The organism is Streptomyces sp. NPDC044064 (assembly GCF_056434245.1).
In genome coordinates, this window is record NZ_JBWKFN010000008.1 from 123,513 (window position 1) to 149,264 (window position 25,752).

The following is a 25,752-nucleotide window of genomic DNA, read 5'->3' on the forward strand; positions in this document are numbered from 1 at the left end:
CGGTCACCCCGCCAGAACGCGGGTACCCGGGGCGCAAGCCTCCCTGAGTTCGTCGAGTTCAACGGCCGGCAGTTTGCGGGCGGAGCCGCGTCGGCTGTGGTCGAGGAGTTCGGATCCGGTGAGCAGCCACTGCGGGAGGGGTTCGACACCGACGAACTCGGCCAGTCGGGTCAGCTCTGCGGCGGGGTCGTCGAGGAGGTGCTCGTAGGCAAGTGTGGTGCGCTGGTCGGCAGGGAGGCGGCTGAGGAACTCCGTCCCCTCGGCGACGAGTTCGGACCACAGGGTGCCGAACGTCCGCAGGGGGATGTCCCGGTCGCGTACGAGGGCAGGATCGAAGCGCTCGCCGAGCAGCGGCGACAGGTCCGCGGGCAGCGCGCGCACGTCCTCGTCTCTCAGGTCGGCGAGACTCTCGACGCCTGCTCGTGTCTTGATCTCGCGGAGCAGGGAGATCGTGCGGAATCCGGGATGACGGCTCATGGACAGGGCGCAGTCCGGTCCGTCTCTGAACATGTGCACGAACCTCGCGTCCGGGAACGTGGCCCGTAGCCCCGCTGCCCAGCCCGTCGAGTAGCCGGAGCGCTCCACCACGGCCGTTCGTCCGAACCGTGCGCAGAGCAGGCCGAACAGAGCGCGATGATGGTCGGCGGCGGTGCCCTCGGGCCACTGGACCACCGCTGCGTTGAGCTCGTCGAGGAGCCCGTCCGGGTCGTCGGTGAGGTGCGGCAACACCATGAGCGAGAGCGCGGGGATACCGGTGGTCTCGGCCGCGTACTTCCCGGGGCGGCGCGTGTAGAGGAATTCAGGGAGCGGCAGCCCGCTACGGATCATCCGGTCGAAGTGCGGGGCGGGCCGGAAGAGCGACTGCCAGAACTCCTCACCGGTCAGCCTCCCTTCGGGGAAGGCGGCATCGCCTACGGAGGCCATGAACTCGTTGAGGCTCAGTACGTCCGGGTGGCTGTTGAGGATGCGTGACAGCGCGGTCGAGCCGCTGCGACCCGTACCGATGACGAAGGTCAAGGAATGCACAGTCAGCCTCCGCGGCTTCGCGACACTCAGGGTCGAGCCCCAGCTCCCGCACGACTATCCCATGGGACGAGGGGCAGACCGGGTCGAACCGGGGAGTGGTGGCCCCGTGCCAGGACGCGTGACGGTGACCAGTTGGCCGCAAGCCAGTTGAGATGCTGCCCTGGGTTGGGGAAGGGTCTGTGGTCATGGAGTTCTTCTGCTACCACCGTGATCGGGCCGGTTCCGCGGCGTTGCGCGACGAGTTGCTGGAGGAGCACTGGTCCTACATGGACCGGTACGCGGCGGAGATGATCGCTCGCGGCCCGACCTTCGCCGACGGCGGCGAGACGCCCACCGGTAGCGTGCACATCATCGACCTGCCCGATCCCGCCGCTGCCCGCGCGTTCGCCTTCGACGAGCCCAACTACCAGGCGGGCGCGTACCGGGACGTGCTCCTGCGTCGCTGGCGCAACATGCTGGGCCGCACCATGTGGGATTTCCCCGGCGGCCGGTCCGGTGGCAACCGGTATCTGGTGCTCGGCCTCGGTCCGGAGCAAGCCGTTGAGCTCGCCGTGCCGCCCGACCGGGACGACCTGATCGCATTCGGGCCGCTGCTCTCCGACGACGCCACCGTCTGGCTGGGTACGGCGGCGCTGGTCCGGTCCCCGGACCCGGACACGGCGCGTGCCGCCTTGACCGCGGACCGGTACGCGGCCGTAGAAGTCCACGACTGGGAGTGCGGCGGGCGACGGTGACCCCCTTCCGCATGTACTGACCTGAACGGGGACCTCACCGATGGAGCAGCGACTGCCCGGGCAGAGCAATTGGAGTGGACAGGACCCGAGGACCCGGGGCCAACTGGGAGAAGAGGTCCGCCGGGGTCGTTTCCCGCGGTTGCACGGATGCGCTGTCCGACACCATTCGATTGGGGACTGATGACCGGGCACACGGGCGCGCAGAAGCGGCGCCCCGCACGAACGGCGGGGGGTTTTCTGCTTGCTTTGCTGCCGGTCGCGGTCGCGGTGGGGGTGTATGTGTTCGGCCGCACGCACACACCCGACTACACCAAGGGCCTGTTCGGGCAGCACGGTGTCGGCGTCATCGATCTCAAGGCGCGTCTGGGTTCCGCTCTGATGGCACTCGCGGTCGTCCAACTGCTGCTCGGGCTGTGGATGTACCGGCGCCTACCGGGAGCGGGCGCCGCGCCGCACCGGGTGCAGCCCACACACCGGCTCATCGGCCTCCTTGCCTTCCTGCTGTCGCTGCCTATCGCCTACCAGTGCATCACCGCCTACGGAGTTGACTTCACGAGCAGCCGTGTGGCCGTTCATTCCATCGCGGGCTGCGTCCTGTATGGCATGTTCGTCGCCAAGGTGCTCGTGGTGCGCAGCCGCCGACTGCCCGGTTGGGCACTTCCGGCCGTCGGCGGCGCCTTGGTCATCGCCATCGCACTGCTGTGGTACACATCCGCCCTGTGGTTCTTCGTCGGCTCCGCGCCCGGCTTCTGACCGTGCAAGCCACGCCGAGTGCCGGGAGTCCCGGCGTCGGCTGTCAGTGTGAGCGGTGGGAGTTGAGCCGGGCGGCCTGGCGCGTCAGGTGGTCGCGTTCGGTGAGGTTGGGGGCCTTCCGGGCCGCCTCGGCGTACAGGCGTGCCGCCGCCGTCAGGTCGCCGTCGCGCTCGTGGAGGTAGGCCGCCACCGCCGTGTAGCGGGGCAGTGATGCGTCCAGCGCCGCGAGCGCGGCCAGGCCCGCCCGCGGTCCGTCGGCCTCGCCGACGGCGACGGCACGGTTGAGCCGGACGACGGGGCTGTCGGTCAGGCGGGCGAGTTCGTCGTACCACTCGACGATCTGCACCCAGTCGGTCTCCACGGCGGCGGGCGCGTCGGCGTGGAGGGCGGCGATGGCGGCCTGGGCCTGGTACTCGCCCAGCCGGTCGCGGGCGAGGGCGGCCTGCAGGATCTGGATGCCTTCGGCGATCTGCTGGGTGTCCCACCGGCCGCGGTCCTGCTCGGCCAGCGGTACCAGGCTGCCGTCGGGCGCGGTGCGGGCGGCGCGCCTGGCCTGGTGGAGCAGCATGAGGGCGAGCAGCCCGGCCACCTCGGGGTGGTCGATCGTGGCTGCGAGCTGCCGGGTGAGCCGGATGGCCTCGGCGGCGAGGTCGACGTCGCCGGAGTAGCCCTCGTTGAAGACCAGGTAGAGGACGCGCAGCACGGTGGCGACGTCGCCGGGCTGGTCGAAGCGGACGCCGGAGACGGTGCGCTTGGCCCGGCTGATGCGCTGTGCCATGGTCGCCTCGGGCACCAGGTAGGCCTGGGCGATCTGGCGGGTGGTCAGCCCGCCGACGGCGCGCAGTGTCAGCGCGACCGCGGACGCCGGAGTCAGCGACGGGTGTGCGCACAGGAAGTAGAGGTGGAGCGTGTCGTCCACCGCGGGCGCGGGACCTGGCGTCGGTTCCTCGTCGACGAGGTCCTCACGCCGGCGCCGGGCGGCGTCCGACCGGGTCGCGTCGAGAAACTTGCGCCAGGCAGCGGTGACCAGCCAGCCCTTCGGGTCCCGCGGCGGGTCGGCCGGCCAGACGCGGAGCGCCTCGACCAGCGCATCCTGTACGGCGTCCTCGGCCGCCGCGAAGTCGGCTCCGCGGCGGACGAGGATTCCGATCACGCTCGGCGTGAGGCTCCTGAGCGCGGCCTCGTTCATCGGAGAGGTCACTCCGTGATGGTGGGGGGCGCGGCCAGGAACGGGCGTACCTCGAGCCACTCGTGGATCGGCTTCCCGCCCGCCCCGGGGGCGGCCGACAGTTCCCCGGCCAGCTCGACGGCGCGCTCGTGGCAGTCGACGTCGATCACCATCCAGCCGGCGATGAGGTCCTTGGTCTCGGCGAACGGGCCGTCGGTGACCGGCGGGCGCCCTTCACCGTCGTACCGGACCCAGGTGCCCTCGGGGGCGAGTGCCTGACCGTCGACGAACTCGCCGGTCTTCTCCAGCCGGGCCGCGAAGTCCTGCATGTACTGCATGTGCGCCGAGATCTCGTCCGGCGTCCACTGGTCCATGGGCACGTCGTTGACCGCGGTCGGGGCGCCTCGGTAGTGCTTGAGCAGCAGGTACTTGGCCATGGTGTGTCTCTCCTCGGTGCTCGTACGACCCATTGTGGTCGCGTTCACCACGGGGACGGAGCCAGGCACGGGTTCTCGACATCGTGGTCCGGATCTTTTTTGGGATCTTGTCGATGAGCGCAGATCTTGAGGTCCGTGACGGTCACGAGAACCAGCGCCGTGGGCCGGGCTCAGCGTGCGGCGGGGTTGCCCTGGTGGGTGAAGGCGGCCCGCAGGTGGATCTCCTGCAGCTCGGTGCGGGCGGCCTCGCGCCGCAGCGGGTCGCCCAGGCCCGACGGGGGCCGGGCCCAGGTCGAGCATGACCATCTGGACCCTGCCGCAACCGGCTTTCGAGGGTGCTCCGCCGGCGGTGCCCTTCTGCCCGGACGCCCCGGCCGCCGCGGCTCTGACGTGGGAGTTGATCACGTCGATGGGCTGCACCCCGCTGCCGTGCGGCGGGCTGGAGCGGGCAGCGCTGCTGGAGGCTGCGGCGGTCTTCGCCGTCGGCGTGCGGTGGTCCGGCAGCGAAGTCCGCCACGCGTTCCCCGCCCCGGCTCTGGCGCCCGGCGCCGTCGGCGACTGATCGTCTCGGAATGCCGCCGACTCCGACGCCGGAAGTCCACCTGGAACAATCCCCTGGTACACGGACGCAGGGGGGCGCGGTATGGGAGGGGCACACGCGACCACGGCGCGTGACCTGGTGATTGGTTACGTCGAGGCCCTCAGCTCAGCCGACGAGGCGATGAGGGCGGCATTCCCCTCGCTCGAGCGGCTTGCGGACGTCCTCGGCATGGTCCGTTCGCGCCAGATCAGCCGGAGCGGTGAGCTCGGCACCTGCTCCTACAAGGTCCACGGAGCGGGCTGCCGCTTCATCAGCCGGGAAGGCTCCGAGATCGATGTGGACTTCACGGCAGACGGAGCACCGGTCTTCGACCTTTGGCGGCTGCGCCGCTATGGGCGGAGTCTGCCTGAGCCTCTTGACCTCACGGAGCATGATCTGTGGTCCGCGGTGGAGTCGCTGAAGCCCCTGTTGGCCGAAGTGCGGCCGGGGTGGTTCAGCGTGGCTGAGGTCAAGGCTTCCGCATGAGACCGCCACGTCGGCAGATACTGCTCTGACCTCTGACCTCTGACCTCTGACCTCTGACCTCTCGGCTCTCGGCTCTCGCCTATGGCCTGTTGGACCGGGGCCTCCGCCCGAGCGGGCGGTCCTCACCAGCCCGGGTCGTGAGTGATCGGGTCGATGACGCAGCCCGCGTCGGACGGATTCGTCGGCGAGGAGCCGGGGCTGCCCCTCTGGATTTCCTGGATGGCTCGTCCGAGCCGGGCCGCGTGCGCATCGTCGCTGTGGAGCAGATGGGTGACCAGTTCCGCGCGCACGTCGCGTGCGGAGGACACCAGCTCGGCGACTGCGGGATCGGTTTCGTCCATGGCGCCTCCGGGGCTGATCGGCCGGGTGGCTTTCGCCGGATCGATGTGCCGGAGGCGCGAACCTCATGTCATCCGGCCCTCGGCAGGGCGTCACCGGCGGGCGGTTTCCGACAGAAGGTAACACTATGTGTTGTTGATCACGCACTCTGCGTCACCACCCAGGAGAATTGCCAGGAGAGGCGATGGAAAACGTCCCGCACAGGCCGCACAACACGCACCGCCGCACCGACCGTGTGCTGGTGACCGACCTCGACGGAACCCTCCTCGGAGGTGATGACCGCGCACGCAGAAGACTGTGTCACCTCCTGGGGCTGCACCCGTGCATCACCGTGGTCTTCGCCACCGGCCGCTCGTTGCATTCCGTCCGCTCGAGGCTGGAGAGCGATCCGCTCGTGCCGGCGCCACGATGGATCGTCGCCGATGTCGGGTCCAGCGTCATCGACGCCGCCGACCTGAGCCATGTCGACGCTCTGGAGGCTCGGCTGCGCGCCGGATGGCCCGGTGCGCACCGGGTGCTGTCCGCGTTACGGGGCTTCGACGGGCTGGTCCACCAGGACGGAGTCGTCCAGGAGGGACGATGCTCCTTCTACCTGGCCCCTGAGCATCTCACCGCAGACCTCAAGGCGGCGGTGGCGGAGCTGGGCTGTTCGTGGACGTACTCCGCGGAGCGCTACTTCGATGTGCTGCCCGCGAACGCGAGCAAGGGAGCAGCCGTGCGGGAACTCGGCCGTACGCTCGGCTGGCCCGCCTCCGCCCTGCTCGTTGCCGGCGACTCCCTGAACGACCTCTCGCTGTTCGGCCTCGGCGCACACGGCGTGATCATGGGGAACGCCGAACGCGGGCTGGGCGCCCGCGTGCCACTCGACGCACGCGTGCACCGCCCGGCACTCGACGGTGCGGCGGCCATCCTGTCGGCCATGGAACGCCTCGGCTGGATCGACCGGCCCTCGCGGGTGGTGGTCGGCTACCATCGTCCGCCCATGCGTTGGAGCGGCGGCAGGTGGCAGGCCCCGGCCAGCCCCAACGGGATCCTTCCCACGCTCACCTCCGCCCTGGACCCCCGTTGCTGCGACCAGGACGCCGTGTGGGCGGCCGCCCTGGTCACCGAACAGGACACCGCCCCGGCCGCCGGCCCGAACACCCACTGCGCCTGTCCGGCCCCGCCGACCCCGCTCCCACTGGCTCTGCTTCCCGTGAGGTCCGAGACCTGGGCGGGATACTTCCACGGCGCGTGCAAGGAGACGCTGTGGCCGGCCCTGGTCTCCGAACCCCGGCTGATCCGTCACGATGCGCGTCACTGGACCGACTTCGAGGAGGTCAACGCCGCCTTCGCCGAGCACATCGACGCCCACGCCGCGCGCGGGGCGACCGTCTGGCTGCACGACTACAACCTGTGGCTCGTCCCCGGCCTGCTCAAGCCCCGCCGCCCCGACGTGAACATCGGCATCTTCCACCACACCCCCTTTCCCGAGCCGGACACCTTCGACCGGCTGCCCACGGCCGACCAACTGCGCGCCTCGCTGGCGCAGCTGGACTGGGCCGGCTTCCACACCGCCGCCTGTGCCGACAACTTCGAGCAGCTGATGAAGGACGCCCCGTGCCCGCCACGAACCGGGGTGCATCCGCTCGGCATCGACCGTCAGGCTGTGGAAGCCCAAGCCCGTACACGGTCGGAGCGGTGTCCTCCGCGAAGCGGCGGGCAACTGGTCCTCTCCGTCGAGCGGCTGGACTACGCGAAGGCACCCGTGCTCAAGATTCACGCCTTGGCGGCTCTGCTGGATCAGGTGCCGGCGCTGCACGGTCACGTGCGCTTCCGGCTGATCTGCCCACCCCCCGAGCCGGGCATCCAGGTCTACGAGAGGACCCGTATCGAACTGGAGGAGGCGATCAACGGTCTGAACTCCCGTTGGGGCTCCTCTGTCTGGCAACCCGTTGAATACGTGCCCCGGTCACTGCCCTTCCCGCACATCGTGGACAACTACCTTGCGGCGGACGTGTTCTGGGTGACGTCCCTGGCCGACGGAATGAACCTCACCGCGCAGGAATACATCGCATGCCAGGCGGCGGCAGGACGCACCGGCGTCCTCGTGCTGTCCCGACGCGCCGGTGCCGCCGAACACCTGGGCAGGGCCGCCCTTCTCACCGACCCGGGCACACCGCAGAACCTGGTCGACACCCTGCACCGGGCCCTCACGATGAGCCCCGAGCAGCGTCGCCTCCATACCGACCGCCTGGCCGCCTGCCTGACCACCCCGACCCCTGCCGACTGGACGCGCACCATCCTGAGAGCGATTCCCGGTGACAGCTGAGTGCTGCACGCGTACTCGCTTTCGAGTACGCCTCGGCAAAGCTGTCGTAGTCGTTCGCCTGGGCCGGATCCGCAGGGCGGGCGAGACTGTCCGGCACGTCGGTCATCCGTTCCATCGTCGCAGCCTAGTGGTCACATGATCCGGCCACGCGCTCCGCGATCACCCCTCCCACCACGGCTCCATGCGCTCCTCGGCGACGAACTCGTGGAAGTCCATGTTGCCGATCTCCAGGTTGCAAGCCATCGATCCGACCATGCCGCATGGCAGTACGGCGGGCTGCCCCGGGGTGTCGTACAGATCGACGACGGTCAGCGGTCGGCCGGGCTCGGCAAAGGTCCTGGCGTCGGCGAGCGCGACCAGTGTTGTGTGCTCCCCGGGCGGGATCAGCGCCGGTACCTGACCCGGCAGGAGGTCCGCGAAGGCGCGGTCGTCGACGACCAGCGCCCCCAACGGGTAGTGCTCCACGTCGATCTCGTCCGGGTCCGGATCCGTGCCGATCCACCCCTCCTCGTCGGCCCCGCCCAACTCGTCGAGCAGGGCCCGCCAGCCGTGCTCGTCGTCGAAGGAGGTTCGGACCAGCAGGGCCGCGGCGGTGGAGGGCAGTGCGGGGAAGGACCGGCCCGGCGGCAGCGTAGGCGCGGGGAAAGCCGGCCGGCCACCGTCGCCTTGGTACACACCGTACTTGTCCATGTCGCGCACCAGGTCGTCGAACGCGAGGGCGCCACCCAGCAGAGCGGCAAGGATCTCGCCGAGCCGGGCCGACGGGACCCGGACACCGCGCCCGGGTATCGCTGCCAGGTCCACCAGCAACGGCCCGCCCCCGCCGTACACCACCGGGATGTCCGCCAGGACCACGACCGGCGGTACGAGACCGCCGCCGCGGACGAGCGCCGGTACGTTGCCGCCGTGCAGGTCGTCCCATCCGCGGTCTTCGGCCGGCCGGAGCCGGACCCCACTGGCCCCGAGGACGAGTACGTCGCCTTCCCGGTGGCCCCCGACCTCGTTGAGCAATCCGCCCCACAGGGCCTTGCCGTCCTCGTAGCACGTGGAGATCAACAGCACTTCACCAGGCGCCGGTCGGGGAAGCCCGGGAAAGGACATGACTCTCCTTCGAAGGATCGCTGAGAACCAGGACACTAGCCCACCAACTCCGATCCGGAGCACGCCACTTGGCGGACTGACACACGTGGAGGCGTACGGCAGGATGCGGCCGCATGAGCCTCTCCTCACGGATCACCGTGCCGGGCCGGCTCTGGTCCGTGGCCGCGTCCAATCCGTCCGGTCCGCTGATCGTGAGCGGCTACGGAGCGAGTCCTCTGGAGACGGTCGTGACCATGCTCGACCTGTCGGGCGTGGTGGCGTGGCGGCGGACGTAGGCCGGGACGGGCAGGGTCGCATGCGCACCCGTACTCAGGTCCTCTCCCAGCGGGTTCGCCCTCCGCCGCGCGGGGGAGACGGTCTGCCACAGCGGACGAGGCGCGGCTGCCGTGTCCGCGGCCAGCATGTTCGTCATGACGACAGAGTCCGCTCCTCTCCCCGCCCCCGCACCTGTATGGGCCCGTCGTGCCGCGCACGCCGTCGCCCTGTGCGCCGTCCCGTCAGGTCTGTGGCGCATCGCCATGGCATCCGGCATCTACGTCGGATACAGCGACCAAGTCCTGCGGGAGGTCTTCGACATCCCGGGTTGGGGTATCGCGTACGTCGTCGGCCTCTCCCTACTCACCGAACTGGTCGCCCTGTTCCCGCTGCTCCTCGTGAGCGACCGGTGGCGGCCGCTGCGGCCCCGGACCCTCTCCGCACTGGCCTGGACCGCCTCGGCCGTCCTGGTCCTGGTGGGGCTGTGGCAACTCGTGGTCGCCTGTACGGTCGAGAGCCGGACGTACATGTCGGGCGGTGCGGCACAGACCGTCTGGGGCCTCGTCTACGCCCCGCTGTTCGCCGTCCCGGCCCTCATGACCGCGGTGACCTGGTCATACGCAAGGCGGCACCGGGGACTTGAGCACATCGCGCACACCTGACCTGCACGGAGTCGGCCGTGTGTCCCCTCGGCGGTGGGTGCGGGCCGGGCGGCGCCCGACGGGAAGACCTGCCGGCCGGTTGCCGGGCCGACCGCTCCAGGCCTGTGACCCTTGTCATGTACCGGCACGGAACGGCGTGCGACGTCGATCGCGTCTCCTGGCATGCATCTACTGAACAGTCATTCAGGAGTGATCTCCATGCGAGTTCGTACCGCAGTCGCCGCCGCCACCATGCTCGTCGTCGGGCTGGCCCTCACAGCCTGCCAGGGAGACGACAGCAAGGCCGCCGACAGCCCGTCCGGCACCGGCACCACCACGGCCACGAGTACGCCGGGCAAGCCCCAGGGCGACACCGCGGGTACCGGCGGCGGCAAGAGCACGTCGAGCGGCACGGCCGGTTCCAGCACTTCTGCAGGCAAGGGCACGTCCGGCGGCAAGGGCGGCACGATCGTCGCCTGCACCGCGAAGACGACCAAAGTGACCTTCGTGGCGGCCACCAAGCATGCGACCGAGTCCGAGCCCGCGGCCGCCACGGTGAAGATCACCAACACGTCCGGCAAGCCGTGCACGATCGTCGGCGCCTCGAGCCTGGTCGCCAAGGACGACCAGGGCAAGAGCGACCCGATCGAGACCGACAACTCCGCGGCCGGAACCGACGCAGTCGACCTGGCCCCGGGTGCCACGGCCACCGCCGACGTGCTCTACGCCGACCTGAACTTCGAGGGCAGCCAGTCGGCCCGCGAGGTGTGCGGGGTCCAGGCTTCGAAGGTGGAGATCGCTCTGCCCAAGGATGTCGGCCGCACGGTCGAGGTCGTCAGCGGCAACGGCTCGGCAGCCACGTTCAACGTGTGCGGGCCCGACGTGAAGTTCGAGGCGTTCCACGCCTGACCGGGCAAGGCACGGGAGGGGGCTCGGAAGGCCGTGCGGTCGGGGTCTGGGCAAGGTCCGGATGAGATCACCGAAGAAAGTCACGGCGACCGTTCCCGCGGCGGCCGACTGCGTGACCGCGGATGGCCTCCACGTGGCTCCCGGCACTCGGGAACCTTCCCCGGCCGAGGTTCGTCTACAGTTACGTAGACCGTCTACTCTGCTGTAGTCACCTGCCACCGTCCATGTGCTCACGCCGGCTGGGCCGCTCGGAAAGGGCTCGTCCCGTATGAGGATCACGCGACCCAAGATCCTGGTTGTCGAGGACGATCACGCCCTGCGGGACGTGCTGCGGCGAGGCCTGCAGGAAGAGGAGTTCGAGCCGGTCCTCGCCGCCGACGGCGCCACCGCCCTGCGGTTGGCGACCTCGGACATAGCGGCGGCCGTACTGGATGTCGGCCTGCCCGACTCGGACGGGCGTGACGTGTGCCAGGCGATGCGCGCCAACGGCTTCCTCGCTCCCGTGATCTTCCTGACCGCCCGCCACCGGCTCACCGACCGCCTGTCCGGCTTCTCCGCCGGGGGCGACGACTACCTGCCCAAGCCCTTCCATCTCGCCGAGCTCGCCGCCAGGCTGCGTGCGGGGGTCCGGCGGGCCGCCCCGCGGTCCTCCGCCGCAACCGGTGATCTGGTCCTGGACGCGGTGGATCACAGTGCGATCGTGCACGGTACGCGTGTCGACCTCTCCCCCACGGAGTTCCGGCTGCTGGCCACGCTCGTCGCCGCGGACGGGAGCCTCGTGCGCCGTCGGGACCTGGTGCGGGCCGGCTGGCCCGAAGGCGCGCAGGTCAGCGACAACACCCTGGACCAGTACCTGAGCCGCTTGCGCCGCAAACTGCGCGAGGCGAACAGCCGGCTGACGATCGACACGGCGCGCGGGGTCGGACACCGGCTGTCATGAACCGTGTCTCCCGCTGCTTTCGCCGCTTCGTTCCGCGCACTCTGCGAGGCCGGCTCTCCCTCGTCGCACTGGCCACCGCCGCCCTGCTGATGACGGTCCTGACCGTGGCGTTCAACGCCGTGATGGACGAGCACCTGCAACACCAGGCGGACGACGAACTGCGCACCAGAGCGGCAGCGGTGACCACTACGGTCGACACCAGCGGACATCGGGTGCACGTCCTGGAAACCGTCAACGATCGCCTTCTCGACGCGAACGTGTGGATCTACGCCGGCACGCGTCTGCTGGAGAAACCGCCGTCGGCCACCACCGGGAGCCCGCTGACCCGGGCCGCCGGCCGGCTGGCCGCAGAGCCGAAGCACGTCTGCGAGACGGTCGACGGTCACCGGCCCGTCCGGATGTGCTCCCAGCCGGTCCACGGCCGCAACGCCGTAGCCACTGTCGTCACCGCGCTGGACCTGACTCCGTATCGCGGCTCGGCCGAGACCGTGCTGCTGGGCTCGCTCGTCCTGGACACCGTGATGCTCGCCTGCACGTACGCACTCACGCGCCTGTCCGTCGGCCGGGCACTGCGCCCGGTGCGGACGATGACCGACCAGGCCACGCAGTGGAGCGCCGTGGGCTCCGACGACCGCTTCGGAGCGGACGATCACCCGGCCGAACTTGCCCGCCTGGGTGGCTCGTTGGATGCCCTCCTCGATCGCATACGCACCGTACTGCGCCACGAACAGCAGCTGACGGGAGAGCTGTCCCACGAACTGCGCACGCCGCTCACCCGCATCATCATGGAACTCGACTGGTGGCGAACCCGCCCGCGCACGGACGCCCAGACCCGCGCCGCCCATGAGGTGATCGCCGAGGCCGCGCAGTCCATGCGCACGATCTGCGACACGCTCCTCGACGACGCCCGCGAGAACGCCCTGAACCCGGCGACGGCCCCCGCGACGACGGACGTCGGGCCCGTCCTCGACCGCCTGCTCCAGCACGTCGGCCCACCGGACCGGCTGAAGGCCACGGTGGAAACAGGCGCGCAAAAGGTGGAGGCGGGGGTCGCACCCGCTCTCCTCGAACGGATCCTCAGCCCGCTGATCGCCAACGCCGTCCGCTACGCCCGCTCCAGCGTGATCGTGTCCGCGCAGCGCCTGCCCGGTTCCGTGCGGATCGATGTCGTCGACGACGGCCCCGGCGTGCCTGAGACGTTCGTGGACGACCTGTTCCAGCCGGGCCGACGCGCCGACACGGGCGACGGACACGACGGCGCGGGCCTCGGGCTGCCGCTCGCGCGGCGCCTGGCCCGCGCCGTCGGGGGTGATGTCTCCTACGACCCCGGACACACGCCCGGGGCCAGATTTACGGTCAGTCTCCCCGCGGGGTGACCGGCTCCCGGTCCTCGCCCGCCGCCGCGGCAGCGGTCTGGCGCTCCTGCACCTGGGCATACGCCATCAGGCCGAACAGCACGATGAGCAGGACGGCGGACGAGCCAGCCGTGCCGAGGTCCAGGCCGCCCTTGGCAACCGGCTTGGTGAGGAAGTCGCCCGCGGTGGCGCCCAGCGGGCGGGTCAGGACGAAGGCGATCCAGAACAGCAGGACGTTCGACACGGCCGGCACCTTCATCAGCGCCACGAGTACCGCGAGCACCCCGGTCACCAGCAGCGCGCCGCCCGCGTAACCGAGCCCGGAGCTGTCGGACAGGAAGTCGCCCATCGAGGTGCCGAGGGTGTTCGACACCAGGATCGCCGACCAGAACAGGGCCTCGCCCTTGAAGGTGACGATGTCGCGGATCTGGAAGGTCATCCCGCTCAGCTTCCAGGCGAGGAAGATCGCGAGGAGGATCGAGATCAGGATCGCCGCTCCGGTGGGGTAGCCGAGGCCGAGGCCCTGCGGGCCCCAGCCCAGCTTGGTCGCGCCGTTCGAGAGGAACTTGGCGCTGGCGTCGCGGTTCATGAAGTCGGACATCGTGGTGCCGGCCATGCTGGTCGACAGGATCACGGTCCAGTAGAAGAACGGGTTGTAGCGGCTGGAACGCAGCTGGATCACCAGTGTCACCACGAAGATCACGAACAGCGCGATCGTGGTGAGGAAGTAGCCCAGCTTCAGGGTCTGCGCGAAGAGGTCGCCCGCCGTCTCGCCCAGGGTCGTCGCTGCGGTCTTCATGATCCAGAAGGCCAGCGTGACCTCGGGCAGTTTCTTCATCACCGACTTGGTCGTGCTCGACGTGCTCGCCACGTCGAGGTCGGTGAGGACCTCACTGTTTTCCAACTGAGCTTCTCCTGCCAGGTCTAACGACAGGGCGCTCGCCCCCGAATTCGGGACGAGCGCCCTGTGAGATCAGCCGGCCGCCGGCGGCGGCCGTGATCAACGACCGTGGCACAGAGATCCTGAACGCATCCTGAACGCACTCCGAACGCGGGCAGATTGCAGGTCAGGCCGCGTAACGGGGGTCCTTCTCCCGGTCGGTGACGTCCTTTCGGGGCACGATCAGGTACACACGACGAGACCCAGGATGACCGCACGGAGACCAGATCACCGGCCGCGGTGCCGCTCCAGGGCGGGTGCCTCAGCCGCGCGCGGCCACGTACAGGGTCTGGGTGCTGCGGCCGAGCGGGCCCTTCTCGTCGTGCAGGGCGGACTCGGCGAGGCCGATGCCCGCGCCGTCCACCATCGTCCGGGCGTCCAGGCAGACCCACTCGCCCTCAGGGTGGCGGTGCAGGCTGACGGTGAGGTCGGCGTTGATGAAGACGTAGCGGCGGAAGTCCAGCTCGGAGCTGACGCCGTTGCCCGAGTCGGCTGCCGTCAGCACCCGGCTGAGCGGGGCGATCTCCTCTCCCGCGACCAGGGGGACCCGCATACGCATCCACGCCGTGGCCGGGCCGGACTCGAGGAACGAACCGGCGGCGAAGCGCACTTCCATGGCGGTGTGATAGCCCTGGTCCCAGGGGACGGGGAAGAAGGCCTTCGAGGGTACGGCCTCAGGCCCGGGCACCTGCCGTCCCGGCGACACCTCCGGGACCGAGTCCGGTGCCGTCTTCATCAGCAGGGCCGTCGCCTTCATCACTTCCTGGCCGCCGTCGGGTGTGAGACCGACCTCCACGAGCTCGACGCTGCGCCCGGCGCGCAGCACGCGCGTGGTCACGGTCAGCGGCCGTATCGGGACAGGCCGCGTGATCTCGTACGTGAGCCTGGCGACCCGCATGTCGGGCCGGCCATCCGGTCGTTGCTCGACGGCCAGACCGAGCAGCGCGGCCGGCGGACCGGCGTGCTGGGAGTCGACGTCCCAGGGCCCCCTTGTGTACGCGGTGGGGAGGAACCGGTCGGCGGCCTCCCGCTCGTAGAAGGCCTCGGCTTGCGACGTCGGCATATCGGTCCCCTCGTGTCGAGCGTTCTACCCCTCGCCATACTACTAAGCGCTTGCTCATATGGCGGAGGGTTGGCCCACAGCGTTCGCCGTCCGGCTCCGGCACCGTCCCGCAGCCAGCGGCGACGCTGCCTGGCCGAGCCCCGACAGCAGCACCCCAGGGCATCGCGATCAGAGCCGCGAGGCCGACGAATTCCTGCCGGGGTTCGGAAGCGGGATTTCGCGGGCCAGAGCGCGCGGCCGTGCCTGCCCGGCCATAACGCTGTCGCGGTGGTGTGAGGTCACGACGGTCGACGGCCTCGGCTCGCCGACCGGATCGGCCGCGGCCGGCCTGGCATCTGACGTCCCCTCGGAGCGGGAGTGGCTATTCCTGGGCGAGTTGGTCCAGGAACCCGCCGACGAGGTGCAGGCCCGTGCGCAGGGTCTGCGTGTCGTCGGCGAAGCCGATGCGCACGGTTCGTTCGATGCCGAACGCGGCGCCGGGGGTGAACATGACGCCGGTCCGCTCCAGCAGGCGGGTGCAGAAGTCGTAGGAGCCGATCGGGGCGTCGTAGCGCAGGAGTGCGGTGGTGCCCGAGGCGGGCCGGACATAGCCGATGTCGTCGCGGCCGGTGATCCACTCGTCCAGGACGGCGAGGTTGGTGCGGGTGATCCGGTGGGAGCGGGCCAGGATCGCGTCCTTGTTCTCGAGGGCGACGCAGGCGAGCAGATCGTCTATCCGTCCGACGCTGATCGTGGTGTAGTCCCGGTGCGTGGCGACGCCGGTGAGCAGTCCGGCGGGGCCGACGATCCAGCCGAGGCGCAGACCGGCCAGGGAGTAGGGCTTGGACATGCTGCCGGTGGAGATGCCGCGTTCGTACAGGTCGGCGATCGAGGCGGTGAATCCGTCGCCGGCCTGGTCCACGCCCCGGTAGACCTCGTCGCACAGCACCCACGCCCCGGCGCGGGCGGCGATTTCGGCGATGCGGGCCAGGCCGGCCTCGTCGATGAGGGCGCCGGTCGGGTTGTTGGGGTTGTTGACGGCGATGAGCTTGGTCTCCGAAGTGACCAGGCGGTCGAGTTCGTCGAGATCGGGCAGCCAGCCGTTCTCCTCGCGCAGCGGCAGGTGGTCGACGCGGGCGCCGTAGCTGTCCGGGATGGAGTAGTGCTGCTGGTAGGTGGGGACCACGGCCACGACGTGGTCGCGCGGCTCGACGAGCGTGGCGTGCACGAGGGCGTTGGCGCCGATCGCCCCGTGGGTGATCAGCACGTTGTCCGGTCCCTGGGCCGCGTACAGGCCGGCGACCAGACCGCGCAGCCGCGGGCTGCCCGGGATCGGGCCGTAGGTGAGCGGGGTGGCGTCCAGCTCGGCCAGTACGTCCTCGCGCCGGCCGGACAGTGCCAGCAGCTCGCCGGTGGTGAGCGAACGGACGCAGGTCTCGGCCAGGTTGTACCGGCAGGTCTCCTCGTGGTCGTTCATCCAGCGCTCGACTTCGAACTCGCGGATCTTCATCAGGACCGTCCCTCGATGGTCGTCTCGTTGTCGTACTCGTAGGCGGCCCGGGCGACAGCCGCGTCCTCGATGCCCAGCCCCACGGACCGGAAATACACCGGGCGCCGTCCGCTGGGAAGCCGGGCCTTGTCGGCGACCAGGTCGGCCAGGTCACCGCGCACCTCGGTGGGGTCCCAGCCGGATGCGGCGGCCCGCACCAGCTCGGTGGCCACATCGAGGGTGGTGTGCGCGTCCACGTACACCTCGAGCTCCGGTACCGCCTCGGGCGGGATCTCGCGCGCTCCGGGAGCGTTGGTCGAGATCGAGGTGACGACGACGCCCGGGGCCAGGGTGCGGGGGTCGACCACGGCGTCGGCTGCCGAGGTGCACAGCATCACGAGGTCCGCGCCCGCCAGTGCCTCCCTGATGCCGGCGACGGCCTCGACGCCGTCCTCCACGCGCTCGGGCCGCGTCGGTGAGTACGCGCGAACGGTCATGCCGGGTCGGACATGGCGCAGGTAGCGGGCGTGCGCCCGGCCGACGCGGCCGTACCCGATGACGGCCGCGGTGCGGGCGTCCGGCGGAAGCAGGTGGTCGGCGGCGAGCACGGTCGTGGCCGCGGTGCGCTCCACGGTCAGATCCGAGGCGTCGAGCAGCGCGACCGGCTGCCCGGAGGACAGGCTCACCAGCATCGTCCAGGCGGTTACCACGGCAGGGCCGGCCGCCTGCGGCAGGTACGGGGAGACCTTGACCGCGTACACCCCGGCGCCGGGCAACACGGCCGGGTAGTGGATGACGTCGCCGCCGTCGGGCAGGTCGACGACGAACTGGCCGGGTCCGGCCGCCTCGCTCCGGGAAAGATCCCCGAACGCCTCGCGCAGCGCGGCCAGCACGGCCCGCTCGGAGACATGGGGAGTGGTGATCACTCGCATGTTGAGCAATATATTGCTCATGCTGCGATCTGGGCAAGCTCTTTGTGCACTATAGTGCTCACCATGAGCAGTGAGGTCACCGCCGGCAGCAGTGCCACGCAGGAGTTCGCCGCCCGTATCGGCGGGCGCATCCGGGCGCTGCGCAAGCAGCGCGGCTGGAGTGTGCAGCAGCTGGCCGAGGCCGGCGGGCTCAGCCGGAGGATGCTCACCGATGTCGAGCTGGGCCAGGCCAATCCGAGCCTCGCCACCGTCGACCGCGTCGCACGCGCGCTGGACACGGACTTCGCCGCCCTGGCCCTGCCGGAGGGTGGCACGGCGGACGAGCAGGTCGAGGGAACGCTGGTGTGGCAGGACCCCGACGGCAGCCACGCGCTGCTCCTCGCGGCGACTCAGGACCCACGGGCCGAACTGTGGCGCTGGACCCTGGCCCCCGGGGGCCACTACGACGCCGAACCCGACCGGCGCGGGGCGCAGGAGATCCACCACGTCCTCGCCGGCCGCCTCACGCTGACCCTGGAGACCGGGCCCCACGTGGTGGCGCCCGGGCAGAGTGCCGTCATCGCCAGCGACCAGGAGTACGCCTACCGCAACGACGGCGCCGAACCGGTCGTCTTCATGCGGGTCGTCACCGGCGCCTGATCCCTACGACACGCTTCAGGACTCCGGAGCAGCCGCCATCAGCGTGTCGAGCACCGAGTCCATGTAGCGCTCGCCCTCCGCGCCGGCCGGAAGCGTCTCCGGCACGGCGTGCGCCAGCTGTGTGTGCCCGAGGTAGCCGGTGTACGCCAGCAGTGCGCGACGGTGCGCATCGCCCGGAGCGAAGCCCAACTCGGTGAAGAGCCCGGCCAGGTAGCCCACCCGGCGCTCCGTCACCCGGCGCAGTACGGCGGCGACTCGCGGATGCCCGGCCGAGGCCGGCAGCGAGACCTCCAGCGGGTCTTCGGCGGCGAGTTCGGACGCCTCCACGAACAGTCTGCGCAGCCGCACGGCCGGATCCGCCTCGGACGCCAGCCCGGCGATGACGTCCTCGGTGGACTTCTGCTCCCAGCGGTCGAGGGCGGCCTCGATCAGCGCCTCACGGTTGGCGAAGTGCCAGTAGAAACTGCCCTTGGTGGTGCCGAGGCGCGCGGCGAGCGGTTCGACGGCGACCGCCGCAAGACCGCCTTCGCCCATCGCTGAAAGGGCCGCGTCCGCCCAGGCCTGCGCGGTCAGTCGCTTCCGTCCGCCCGCACGGGGCCCCTCCGCACGCTGCTGCACCATGTCCATACGCTACCGTATGGTCAGCAACATACGGCAGCGTATGGAGGCGCGTTATGCGCAGGTTCCGCACGATCCGCAATGTCCATGAGCGCACCATCGAGGCACCCGCCCGGACGGTCGGGGCGCTCCTCGAACGGCTCTCCTCGCCCCACGATCCGCTCTGGCCCGCGCCGGCGTGGTCCCCGATGCGCTTCGACCGCCCCTTGGGCGTCGGCGCGGACGGCGGCCACGGCTTCGTCCGCTACCGCGTCTGCGCCTACGAGCCCGGCCGCCGCGCCCGCTTCGACTTCAACCCGCCCATGAGCGGCCACCACGAGTTCGTCATCGAGCCGATGGGGCGGGACCGCTGCCGCGTGCGGCACACCCTGGAGCTGCAACGCCGTGGCCCGATGGTGCTGGGCTGGGCCCTGGCGGTGCGCTGGATGCACGACACGGTGATCGAAGAACTCCTCGACAACATCGAGCGCTCCGCCGCCGGGGCGGTGCCGGACCCTGTCCGCTGGACGCCGTGGGTCAGGCTGCTCCACCGGTTGACGTGGGAAAGGGCAACCGGCGGCCCGCTGCCGGCCGGCGCCCGGCTGGTCCGTGCCGCCTTCGAGCGGACCGACTACACCGATGCCTGGCGCATGACGATGCGTCCCGGCATGCCGCTGGACCCCGAGGCCTGGCGGGACGTGCTGCGCGGCGCCTCCTTCCCGGTGGTGGGCCGCGAAGGTGGCGAAGTGCTCCTGGGCGAGGATGCCGGGCACCTCGACTTCCGCGCCTCGATCCACGTCGACGACCGTCAGGTCACGCTCAGTACGGTCGTGCGGATCCACAACTGGCGCGGCAGGCTGTACTGGGCGGTGGTCGGACGCGTCCACCCCTTCATGGCCCGCATGATGCTCCGCCGCATCCACCGCCGGCTCGCCCTGACGGCTCCGAGCGCTGCCGAACGCGCGCTGCGGGAACCAGCTTCTCCAATGTCGAAAGGGAGTTGAGCCCCCTGCAGACACGCTCCTCCCCTACCGACCTGATCAGGAGACCGGATGCGGGTGGCCGAGGTAGGGGAACTCCGGCAGCAGGTCGGTGTGCGGGCCGATGTGATCGTCCGTGATCTTGCCGCCGGAGACCATGGCCAGCCGTGCTGAGGTCACGTCGTCGGTGAGCTTGCGGCCGTTGGGATAGGCGGCCGGCTTGCCGCGGTCGTAGCGGAGCACGTCCGGCAGGACGGTGCGCAGCGTCTTCTCGGCCTCCTCCGCGCTGTAGCCGCCGGTGTGGGCCAGGACTGCGCTCCACGGCTCCAGGTAGGTGTCCCAGTCGTCGGCGGGCTCACCCTCGTTGTACTTCTCCTTGGCTTCCTCGGCGTTGAAGTACGCGGTCAGGGAGGGGTGGGCCCCACGGTCGACGGAGACGAGCCGGCCGTTCTGCCGCAGACTGACCCGTGCCCACACGCCGATCGGTCCGTCGCCGAGTTCGCCGTCAGGTACCTCCAGCACGATCCCGAAGACGTTCTTGTCGATTCCGAAGTCGTTGCCGGTCCACTGGCACCTGGACGCCGCCCGGGAGAGCGAAGCTCCGTCGGCGTTCGTCTCGTGAAGCCCATCGGGAAGCAATTCCCATGTCCCGGTCGTGGTGTCGGTCCAGGTTGGCCGGCATGCGAACGTGCGGACGGGGATATCGCTATCTCGGGCCCAGCGATCTGAAGGGTCTCGTCCGGCCGGGCGGGGAGGGCGCGAGCATCCGCACGGCAGCGGACTTCGCGCTGTGGGTGTCGGCCCGCGGCGCGGCGGAGTTCACTGAGCCGTTCACCTTCGTGGTCGACGCCGAAGGCGTGCTCCGACTGGCTCCGCGCCGCAGCGAGCATGTGGTCTGCGCGGGCGGAGGGACAGTACTGAGCGCCGGTGAGATGAGCTTCCGCGAGGAGTCCGGGCGGTGGGTGGTCGACGAGGTCAGCAACCAGTCGACCGGGTACTGCCCCGACGTCAGCTCGTGGACGGCCGTTGCGGATGCCTTGGACCGAGCCGGTCTTCCTCACTCCGGCGGGTTCACTCACGGGGTCGTGTTCCGTCGATGCGTCTCATGTCGACAGGTCAACATCGTGCGTGAGGACGACTTCGCCTGCGTCTTCTGCGATGAGCCCCTGCCGTTTCACTGGAACGTCGATCAGTGCGTGCGGGGCCATCAGGGTGGTCCCAGGCCGTGTCGGGGGGCCGCGGTGAGTGCGGTTGGTCATGCTGAGCGGGGTGTGTATCCCCTTCCCGGCGACAAGGAGCACGGTATGCCGACGGACTCGGTCGAACGATTCCTGGCGGCCCTGGACCCGGAGCACCGGGAGGCCGTCGGCGCCAAGCCGCGAGCGGAGCAGGAGCAGCTCGCGGGGGCCTGGGAGCGGGAACTCGAGTCGGACGACGAGCTCGACACGCTCGACGAACTCTCCCCGCCGGCTGCGGAAGCCGAGGCCGCCCGGCGTGTCCTGGATCGGGAGACCGACTGACTCCGGTCGGACGGTTCGGCCGGCTGTCGTATTGCCCGGACGGGGGCTCATCTGCGCATGAGCTTGTCGCTCCGGTCAGGGGTCGCGTATGCGCGTGAACTTCTTGCCCGGTCAGGGCCCCATGTGTACATAGGGGGCCCAAAGCCATGGGCTGCGTGGATAGCGCTCGCGCAGGTCGCGGGTCACTCGGTGTATCGCCTCGGCCGGCGGGACGCCCTCCGCCAGGAGGGAGTACAGGCGCGTGGTGAACTCGGTGGCATCGCCGTCGGCGACCTCCCACAGGGTGGCGATCACATGGGTGAAGCCCGCTAGCTGGAAGGACGAGGCGACATGCTGGGCTTCGTCGGCGAGGTGGTAGGAACCGGCAGCGGATCCGCACGAGGCGAGGAAGACCAGCTCTGCGTCGAGGGAGAGCGCCGTGATGTCCGGCAGCGACAGTGAACCGTCCTGCAGCACGAGCCTGTTGGCGGTCCGGCCGAGAATGTCGGCCTGCGTGTGGCAGGCGAAGTGGGCCCAGGAGTGCTGCGTGAGCTCGCGGAGCACGGCCTGCTTCGCAGCGGCGTCGCCGGTCAGGACCGTGGTCCGGGGAAACAGCTCGGCCAGTGCCTGCGCATCCGCTGCGGCGTGCCGCAGAGGTGCTGCTCCGGGTGCTTCCGGAGTGGCGACCACCAGCAGGCGGGGGTCACGGCCCACGCGGGAGCGGCTGGAGCTGTCGTGCTCGGCGGTCTTCGGGCGCAGCGCGTTGAGTGTTGTCGTGTACGACGACATCACGTGGTCGGCGATTCCCCGGGGCGCATCGCCGGTGTACCGCCCGGCAGCGTGCAGGGGCAGGAAGCTCAGGATGCCGGTCGGGCACCACCACAGCCGCGGAAGGTGGTCACCGCCGCCTCCGAGACCCAGGTTCTCGACGACCGGTTCGGCGATCGCCTCCCACAGCCAGGCGAGTGTGTCGAGGACGACGGTGCCTGCCTCCCAGCGGTGCTCGGCAGGCTCGTGCGGGTCGTGCAGCGCGCGGACCGCCGAGCTGAAGGCCATGAACCGGTCCGCCACGGACCTCAGGTCGGCCCGGGGCAACGGCACACACCTCGCCGTGCCCTCGGCAAGGACGATCGCGTCGCTGCGCAGAGTTGCGAGGTTCACGACCACCACCGGGCCGGACTCGGTCAGTGCGCCGAGGTCAGGTGCTCCAGGTCGCAGAAAGCTCTCGAATCCGGGCAGGCCACGGATGTTGTCGCGGACCCGCTCCCAGGCGCGGACCGTCAGCCGGTGCTCGTCCCTGGTGGTACCGGGCGCATGGTCCGAAGCAGGGGCGGTGCTCGCGCCGAGGGACGTCATGGCCTCGCCGAGCCGGCTGAACTCGTCGGCCAGTTCGGGTGCTTGACGACGAAGGTCCGTCAGGTCACGGCGAGTCTCGGTGAGCTGTCCGAGCAGGATGCCCCGCCCGCGTTCGAGCAGGTCCAGTGCCTTCTCGGGATCGCCCAGTTGCAGGGCGCAGGCCGCGGCCTGGGAAGCGAGCAGGAACTCGTCCGCGAGCAGCAGCTCACGGTCGGAGCGTGCGAGCCGGTGCCCGACCAGAAGCGGCAGGAGGTCCACCGCGGATTCGTAGTGTGCGACCGCGCCTTCCCAGTCGCCGACACCTGCGGCCACGCCACCGGCCGCCTTGGCGGCCTCGATGCGATCCGGAAGAGAGAAATGGGGGGTTCGGTAGACCTGGCGCCTCAGTTCGAGCACGTCCGCGGCCGAGTCTCCTGTCTCGCCGTCGCGTCGCGCCAGGACATGGGACAGCACCAGCAGCGCTCGTACGTGCTGTACGTCGTCCGGGCTCGTGACGGCCATGGCTTCGCGCGTCACGGCTTCGGCCTCGTCCAGCAGCGACGCATCCGCCTCGTAGCGGTGGACGTCGAGCAGAGCGTTGGCCAGGTTGGTGCCCCAGAGCGGCCGGTCCGGGTGGTCGGCGGGACCTGTCCGGATCGCCTCACGCAGCAGGCCGACGGCCTCCCGGACGTCCGGCGCCGACGTACGGTCTCGTGCGCGGCCGAGAAGCACCACGGCCAGGTAGGACAGTGAAACCGAGCGCTCCGGACGGCCCGGATCGCGCAGTGCCAGGGACTTCCGGCAGAGGTCGACGACCGCGTCGAGTTCGTGCTCGTACGCGGCGAAGGGCTGGGCGAAGAGGTCCGTGAAGATGCGGGGACTGCTCTCCCGGGCCCTGCGGGCCATGTCCATGAAGGGGGCGAACTGCCGGGTGTGGAGCAGTCTCGCTTCCGCCAGCCTCGCCATGGCCTCCGGTGTCGTACGCCAGGCTTCGGGGCCCGCCGCCGCCTCTTCGAGTACGTCCATGGCCTCCAGCAGCGCGGAGCTGTCCCGTGAGACCTCGTAGAGCGAGACCAGGGAGACGCCCAGCTCCAGGAGGGAGTGGGCCCGGTCGAAGGAACCCTGCCGGGCGAACCGTACGGCGGCCCGGCAGACGGGAACCAGCTCGTCGAGGAGCCTTCTGTCCCGCGTGCTGTCGTAGGCGGCGGTGAGGGCACTCGCACATCTGCCGAGGAGGAGGCCGCGCTCGTCTTCGTTCAGCGTGGGGTCCTCCCGGTGGCTCCGGGCCAGCTCGAGGGCCTTGTCCAGCGCCGCTTCCTCCCGGGTGAGCTGGAATTCCACGCGGTAGGAGTCGATGAGGCCGGAGTTCGCGCGGCGCACCTCGGCATGGTCGGCGGGGAGTTCGCCGACGACCGATTCGAGCAGACGTCTGCCCTCCGCCACGGCCTGCCTGTCCTTGCCCAGTTCGCCCAGCAGAGTCAGTGAGTGGCCCAACTCGACGTACACCGGGACCCGTTGGGGGTGCCGGGCACCGAGGTGCTCGGCCGCCGTCCGCAGCACGGTCACCGCGTTGTCGGCGTCGGAGAGGTCTCCGGTGGATGCGGCCGACTCCTGGTGGGACAGCCCGGCGTTCATCAGCTGTGCCACGTAGGCCGGATCGGCCGGATCCAGCGCTCGTGCGGCCGCGTGGTTCAGGCGCGCCGACTCCCGCATGGCCTCCACGTCGCGCAGCCGGAGCGCCTTCACCCGCAGCACATTGCCGAGACAGGACAGCGTTCCGGCTTCCTCCGGTGCCGCCTCACGGGCACGGCGCGCCCACTGTTCTGCCGCCGCGATGTCGTGCCGCGCGCCCTGGTCGGTCCTGGGGTCGGCGTCCTCTCTCCGCCCTTCGTGCGCGCGCGACTTGAGGGCGTTGGCGAGACTGACCATCCGGCTCACGGTGTCCGGCCCGGACCCGTCCGCCCCGGAGAGCGCAGCCTCCAGAGCGACCACCGCCTCGTCCAGCGCGGCGGCCTCGCCCGTGGCGGAGTGCGTCATCCGCAGACACATACCGAGGTCCGCCTGGTACGCGCGCCGCTGATCGTCGCTCACCCCCGGGTGCGCGACGAGCCGGCGCAGCACAAGGGCTCGTGCGCGGAGCAGGGCGGGCTCTCCCTGCGCGACGCGCAGCGGTACGACGGTGGTGAGGGCGTCGAGGACGGGACGCGCACGGGGATCGGCCGGGCCGTATTCCTCGGGCACGCGCTCGATGCAGGTTCCGGCCTGTCGGGCCCATTCGGCGGACGGGGTGCGCAGGTGGCCCTCGATGAGGGCCCAGGCCAGTCGGATCCGGACCTGTACCCGTGTCTCCTGGTCCGTGGCCTTCTCCTGGACACGGTCCCATGCCGCCGCGGCCAGGGAGAGCAGCCGCGGATCGCGGCTCGTGGGGCCGGCCGCGCCGTCGCGGTAGGCGTGCAGCAGGTTTCCCCCGAGCGGTCCGAGCAGCGCTACGGCCTGTTCGTCGGGGATCGACGCGAGGGATTCGATCGTGCGCGAGGCCCAGCCGACGGCCTCTTCGAGCGAGCCTGGATCATCGCCTCTCGCATGCCGCTGCAGAAGGACTTCCACCAGGTTGATCTGCAGCATCTCGGGCAGAGCTCCGGTCTCCCGCAGGATGCCGATGCCGCGTCGGAGCAAACCGATCGCCTCGGCCGCCTCGGCCGGGTCTCCGGTGGTTCGGTAAGCGGCCGCGCGGTCGGCTGCCTCGTTGCCGAGCTGCAGGGCCTCTTCGAGTCGTCGCGCTGTGGCCGACTCCCGCGCGAGTACGGCGCCGATCGCGTCCGGCACCGCCTCCGGCATCCGCCCCCACAGGGGCCGGAAGAGCTCCAGGGCGCGGTGGAAATCCGCTCCGTCGTAGGTCTCTCGGGCCAGACAGCGGAACCAGTGGAACCAGCCCAGGGCATGGGCACCCTCGTCGCTCCATGACGTGTGGAGGGACTCGGCGAGGAGTCCGGCCGCCGTGTCGGCCTCGGGTCCGAGCACCTGCTGCGGATCGGCTGTGGACGCGAAGCGTCCGAGCAGCGCCTGCACTGTGGTGAGTGGCGAGTTCTCCATCTGCTCCATCGCTCCCCCGCGGTGGCTGTTCGGCGTGTTGCGCCCGTACCATCATGCGGCGACGCTGACGCGTCTTCTCCAGGAGTGACAAGGGGCAGCATGGAACGTCGGGGGGATGTCGCGGCATGGTGTGAGGCCCTCCCTCTCCTGCGTCGTCTCGCCTCGGCTCAG

General features: G+C 70.4%; 25 protein-coding genes and 1 pseudogene. 14 read left to right on the forward strand and 12 right to left on the reverse strand.

What is annotated here, in order from left to right:
* Positions 1-3 precede the first annotated feature (3 nt).
* Positions 4-1,026, reverse strand: coding sequence for a sulfotransferase family protein (locus AC07DS_RS15385; RefSeq protein WP_479145527.1), 1,023 nt, complete (start codon positions 1,024-1,026; stop codon positions 4-6).
* 185 nt (positions 1,027-1,211) lie between these two features.
* On the opposite strand from AC07DS_RS15385, the gene AC07DS_RS15390 reads away from it, so the two are divergent.
* Together AC07DS_RS15390 and AC07DS_RS15395 are read left to right on the forward strand one after the other, a co-directional pair.
* Positions 1,212-1,760, forward strand: a complete 549-nt coding sequence (locus tag AC07DS_RS15390; RefSeq protein ID WP_479145529.1) for a YciI family protein — start codon at positions 1,212-1,214, stop codon at positions 1,758-1,760.
* 180 nt (positions 1,761-1,940) lie between these two features.
* Entirely contained in the window at positions 1,941-2,513 is a 573-nt protein-coding gene (locus AC07DS_RS15395; RefSeq protein WP_479145531.1) for a DUF6529 family protein, read from the forward strand.
* Positions 2,514-2,556: 43 nt separating this feature from the next.
* On the opposite strand, the gene AC07DS_RS15400 is transcribed toward AC07DS_RS15395, so the two are convergent.
* Positions 2,557-3,702: an RNA polymerase sigma factor gene (locus AC07DS_RS15400; protein WP_479145808.1), complete on the reverse strand. Its 1,146-nt coding sequence runs from the start codon at positions 3,700-3,702 to the stop codon at positions 2,557-2,559.
* An 8-nt stretch (positions 3,703-3,710) separates the two neighbouring features.
* Positions 3,711-4,118: a YciI family protein gene (locus tag AC07DS_RS15405; protein WP_479145532.1), complete on the reverse strand. Its 408-nt coding sequence runs from the start codon at positions 4,116-4,118 to the stop codon at positions 3,711-3,713.
* Positions 4,119-4,416: 298 nt separating this feature from the next.
* Between AC07DS_RS15405 and AC07DS_RS15410 the strand changes: the two genes are divergently transcribed.
* Together AC07DS_RS15410 and AC07DS_RS15415 are read left to right on the forward strand one after the other, a co-directional pair.
* Positions 4,417-4,680, forward strand: a complete 264-nt coding sequence (locus AC07DS_RS15410; protein WP_479145533.1) for a hypothetical protein — start codon at positions 4,417-4,419, stop codon at positions 4,678-4,680.
* Between the two features lie 81 nt (positions 4,681-4,761).
* Positions 4,762-5,184, forward strand: coding sequence for a DUF6896 domain-containing protein (locus AC07DS_RS15415; protein ID WP_479145534.1), 423 nt, complete (start codon positions 4,762-4,764; stop codon positions 5,182-5,184).
* A 122-nt stretch (positions 5,185-5,306) separates the two neighbouring features.
* Here AC07DS_RS15415 and AC07DS_RS15420 read toward each other — a convergent pair whose 3' ends face one another.
* Positions 5,307-5,525 carry a hypothetical protein gene (locus tag AC07DS_RS15420; protein WP_479145536.1) on the reverse strand — a complete coding sequence of 73 codons (219 nt, stop codon included), beginning with the start codon at positions 5,523-5,525 and terminating at the stop codon, positions 5,307-5,309.
* A gap of 182 nt (positions 5,526-5,707) precedes the next feature.
* Between AC07DS_RS15420 and AC07DS_RS15425 the strand changes: the two genes are divergently transcribed.
* Positions 5,708-7,834 (forward strand): trehalose-6-phosphate synthase, encoded by a 2,127-nt coding sequence (locus AC07DS_RS15425; protein WP_479145537.1) that lies wholly within the window; start codon positions 5,708-5,710, stop codon positions 7,832-7,834.
* A gap of 159 nt (positions 7,835-7,993) precedes the next feature.
* Here the strand turns inward: AC07DS_RS15425 and AC07DS_RS15430 are convergent, their stop codons facing one another.
* Entirely contained in the window at positions 7,994-8,896 is a 903-nt protein-coding gene (locus AC07DS_RS15430) for a DUF6924 domain-containing protein (protein WP_479145810.1), read from the reverse strand.
* Positions 8,897-9,048: 152 nt separating this feature from the next.
* Here AC07DS_RS15430 and AC07DS_RS15435 point away from each other — a divergent pair, with 152 nt between their 5' ends.
* From AC07DS_RS15435 to AC07DS_RS15455, 5 genes are all read left to right on the forward strand, one after another.
* Entirely contained in the window at positions 9,049-9,210 is a 162-nt protein-coding gene (locus AC07DS_RS15435; protein ID WP_479145538.1) for a hypothetical protein, read from the forward strand.
* Positions 9,211-9,336: 126 nt separating this feature from the next.
* On the forward strand, positions 9,337-9,852 hold the full coding sequence (locus AC07DS_RS15440; RefSeq protein ID WP_479145812.1) for a hypothetical protein: 516 nt from the start codon (positions 9,337-9,339) through the stop codon (positions 9,850-9,852).
* Between the two features lie 198 nt (positions 9,853-10,050).
* A complete protein-coding gene (locus tag AC07DS_RS15445) occupies positions 10,051-10,740 on the forward strand; it encodes a DUF4232 domain-containing protein (protein WP_479145540.1) in 690 nt (229 codons plus the stop codon).
* A gap of 268 nt (positions 10,741-11,008) precedes the next feature.
* On the forward strand, positions 11,009-11,680 hold the full coding sequence (locus AC07DS_RS15450) for a response regulator transcription factor (RefSeq protein ID WP_479145541.1): 672 nt from the start codon (positions 11,009-11,011) through the stop codon (positions 11,678-11,680).
* Complete coding sequence (locus tag AC07DS_RS15455) at positions 11,677-13,056, forward strand: sensor histidine kinase (protein WP_479145543.1); 1,380 nt, start codon at positions 11,677-11,679, stop codon at positions 13,054-13,056. The genes AC07DS_RS15450 and AC07DS_RS15455 overlap by 4 nt, the downstream gene beginning before the upstream one ends.
* Here the strand turns inward: AC07DS_RS15455 and AC07DS_RS15460 are convergent.
* The 4 genes from AC07DS_RS15460 to AC07DS_RS15475 all read right to left on the reverse strand — a co-directional run bounded on the left by AC07DS_RS15460 (position 13,037) and on the right by AC07DS_RS15475 (position 17,438).
* On the reverse strand, positions 13,037-13,939 hold the full coding sequence (locus AC07DS_RS15460; protein ID WP_479145545.1) for a COG4705 family protein: 903 nt from the start codon (positions 13,937-13,939) through the stop codon (positions 13,037-13,039). The genes AC07DS_RS15455 and AC07DS_RS15460 overlap by 20 nt on opposite strands.
* 298 nt (positions 13,940-14,237) lie before the next feature.
* Positions 14,238-15,038, reverse strand: coding sequence for a thioesterase family protein (locus AC07DS_RS15465; protein WP_479145547.1), 801 nt, complete (start codon positions 15,036-15,038; stop codon positions 14,238-14,240).
* Positions 15,039-15,399: 361 nt separating this feature from the next.
* Positions 15,400-16,527 carry an aminotransferase gene (locus AC07DS_RS15470; protein ID WP_479145548.1) on the reverse strand — a complete coding sequence of 376 codons (1,128 nt, stop codon included), beginning with the start codon at positions 16,525-16,527 and terminating at the stop codon, positions 15,400-15,402.
* Positions 16,527-17,438 carry an ornithine cyclodeaminase family protein gene (locus AC07DS_RS15475; protein WP_479145550.1) on the reverse strand — a complete coding sequence of 304 codons (912 nt, stop codon included), beginning with the start codon at positions 17,436-17,438 and terminating at the stop codon, positions 16,527-16,529. Before AC07DS_RS15475 ends, AC07DS_RS15470 begins: the two co-directional genes overlap by 1 nt.
* A 63-nt stretch (positions 17,439-17,501) precedes the next feature.
* On the opposite strand from AC07DS_RS15475, the gene AC07DS_RS15480 reads away from it, so the two are divergent.
* A complete protein-coding gene (locus AC07DS_RS15480) occupies positions 17,502-18,077 on the forward strand; it encodes a helix-turn-helix domain-containing protein (RefSeq protein WP_479145552.1) in 576 nt (191 codons plus the stop codon).
* 15 nt (positions 18,078-18,092) lie between these two features.
* Here AC07DS_RS15480 and AC07DS_RS15485 read toward each other — a convergent pair whose 3' ends face one another.
* Positions 18,093-18,704: a TetR/AcrR family transcriptional regulator gene (locus AC07DS_RS15485; RefSeq protein WP_479145553.1), complete on the reverse strand. Its 612-nt coding sequence runs from the start codon at positions 18,702-18,704 to the stop codon at positions 18,093-18,095.
* 47 nt (positions 18,705-18,751) lie between these two features.
* Here AC07DS_RS15485 and AC07DS_RS15490 point away from each other — a divergent pair, with 47 nt between their 5' ends.
* Complete coding sequence (locus AC07DS_RS15490; protein ID WP_479145555.1) at positions 18,752-19,678, forward strand: DUF2867 domain-containing protein; 927 nt, start codon at positions 18,752-18,754, stop codon at positions 19,676-19,678.
* A 36-nt stretch (positions 19,679-19,714) separates the two neighbouring features.
* On the opposite strand, the gene AC07DS_RS15495 is transcribed toward AC07DS_RS15490, so the two are convergent.
* Positions 19,715-20,293, reverse strand: coding sequence for a DUF4331 family protein (locus tag AC07DS_RS15495; protein WP_479145557.1), 579 nt, complete (start codon positions 20,291-20,293; stop codon positions 19,715-19,717).
* A 41-nt stretch (positions 20,294-20,334) separates the two neighbouring features.
* Between AC07DS_RS15495 and AC07DS_RS15500 the strand changes: the two are divergent.
* Both AC07DS_RS15500 and AC07DS_RS15505 read left to right on the forward strand, forming a co-directional pair.
* A pseudogene (locus AC07DS_RS15500) lies at positions 20,335-20,844 on the forward strand (hypothetical protein); the annotation flags it as partial.
* Between the two features lie 114 nt (positions 20,845-20,958).
* A complete protein-coding gene (locus tag AC07DS_RS15505) occupies positions 20,959-21,174 on the forward strand; it encodes a hypothetical protein (protein WP_479145814.1) in 216 nt (71 codons plus the stop codon).
* 111 nt (positions 21,175-21,285) lie between these two features.
* Here the strand turns inward: AC07DS_RS15505 and AC07DS_RS15510 are convergent, their stop codons facing one another.
* Complete coding sequence (locus AC07DS_RS15510; RefSeq protein WP_479145559.1) at positions 21,286-25,581, reverse strand: CHAT domain-containing protein; 4,296 nt, start codon at positions 25,579-25,581, stop codon at positions 21,286-21,288.
* Positions 25,582-25,752: the final 171 nt, after the last annotated feature.

What these genes read in the sequence shown, in the direction of transcription:
- AC07DS_RS15510 (WP_479145559.1), bottom strand. Translation starts at nt 25,581, where the DNA reads ATGGAGAACTCGCCACTCACCACAGTGCAGGCGCTGCTCGGACGCTTC.
- AC07DS_RS15390 (WP_479145529.1), top strand. Translation starts at nt 1,212, where the DNA reads ATGGAGTTCTTCTGCTACCACCGTGATCGGGCCGGTTCCGCGGCGTTG.
- AC07DS_RS15475 (WP_479145550.1), bottom strand. Translation starts at nt 17,438, where the DNA reads ATGCGAGTGATCACCACTCCCCATGTCTCCGAGCGGGCCGTGCTGGCC.
- AC07DS_RS15490 (WP_479145555.1), top strand. Translation starts at nt 18,752, where the DNA reads ATGCGCAGGTTCCGCACGATCCGCAATGTCCATGAGCGCACCATCGAG.
- AC07DS_RS15465 (WP_479145547.1), bottom strand. Translation starts at nt 15,038, where the DNA reads ATGCCGACGTCGCAAGCCGAGGCCTTCTACGAGCGGGAGGCCGCCGAC.
- AC07DS_RS15485 (WP_479145553.1), bottom strand. Translation starts at nt 18,704, where the DNA reads ATGGACATGGTGCAGCAGCGTGCGGAGGGGCCCCGTGCGGGCGGACGG.
- AC07DS_RS15470 (WP_479145548.1), bottom strand. Translation starts at nt 16,527, where the DNA reads ATGAAGATCCGCGAGTTCGAAGTCGAGCGCTGGATGAACGACCACGAG.
- AC07DS_RS15505 (WP_479145814.1), top strand. Translation starts at nt 20,959, where the DNA reads ATGCCGACGGACTCGGTCGAACGATTCCTGGCGGCCCTGGACCCGGAG.
- AC07DS_RS15450 (WP_479145541.1), top strand. Translation starts at nt 11,009, where the DNA reads ATGAGGATCACGCGACCCAAGATCCTGGTTGTCGAGGACGATCACGCC.
- AC07DS_RS15455 (WP_479145543.1), top strand. Translation starts at nt 11,677, where the DNA reads ATGAACCGTGTCTCCCGCTGCTTTCGCCGCTTCGTTCCGCGCACTCTG.
- AC07DS_RS15410 (WP_479145533.1), top strand. Translation starts at nt 4,417, where the DNA reads ATGACCATCTGGACCCTGCCGCAACCGGCTTTCGAGGGTGCTCCGCCG.
- AC07DS_RS15400 (WP_479145808.1), bottom strand. Translation starts at nt 3,702, where the DNA reads ATGAACGAGGCCGCGCTCAGGAGCCTCACGCCGAGCGTGATCGGAATC.
- AC07DS_RS15435 (WP_479145538.1), top strand. Translation starts at nt 9,049, where the DNA reads ATGAGCCTCTCCTCACGGATCACCGTGCCGGGCCGGCTCTGGTCCGTG.
- AC07DS_RS15405 (WP_479145532.1), bottom strand. Translation starts at nt 4,118, where the DNA reads ATGGCCAAGTACCTGCTGCTCAAGCACTACCGAGGCGCCCCGACCGCG.
- AC07DS_RS15420 (WP_479145536.1), bottom strand. Translation starts at nt 5,525, where the DNA reads ATGGACGAAACCGATCCCGCAGTCGCCGAGCTGGTGTCCTCCGCACGC.
- AC07DS_RS15445 (WP_479145540.1), top strand. Translation starts at nt 10,051, where the DNA reads ATGCGAGTTCGTACCGCAGTCGCCGCCGCCACCATGCTCGTCGTCGGG.
- AC07DS_RS15425 (WP_479145537.1), top strand. Translation starts at nt 5,708, where the DNA reads ATGGAAAACGTCCCGCACAGGCCGCACAACACGCACCGCCGCACCGAC.
- AC07DS_RS15440 (WP_479145812.1), top strand. Translation starts at nt 9,337, where the DNA reads ATGTTCGTCATGACGACAGAGTCCGCTCCTCTCCCCGCCCCCGCACCT.
- AC07DS_RS15415 (WP_479145534.1), top strand. Translation starts at nt 4,762, where the DNA reads ATGGGAGGGGCACACGCGACCACGGCGCGTGACCTGGTGATTGGTTAC.
- AC07DS_RS15395 (WP_479145531.1), top strand. Translation starts at nt 1,941, where the DNA reads ATGACCGGGCACACGGGCGCGCAGAAGCGGCGCCCCGCACGAACGGCG.
- AC07DS_RS15480 (WP_479145552.1), top strand. Translation starts at nt 17,502, where the DNA reads ATGAGCAGTGAGGTCACCGCCGGCAGCAGTGCCACGCAGGAGTTCGCC.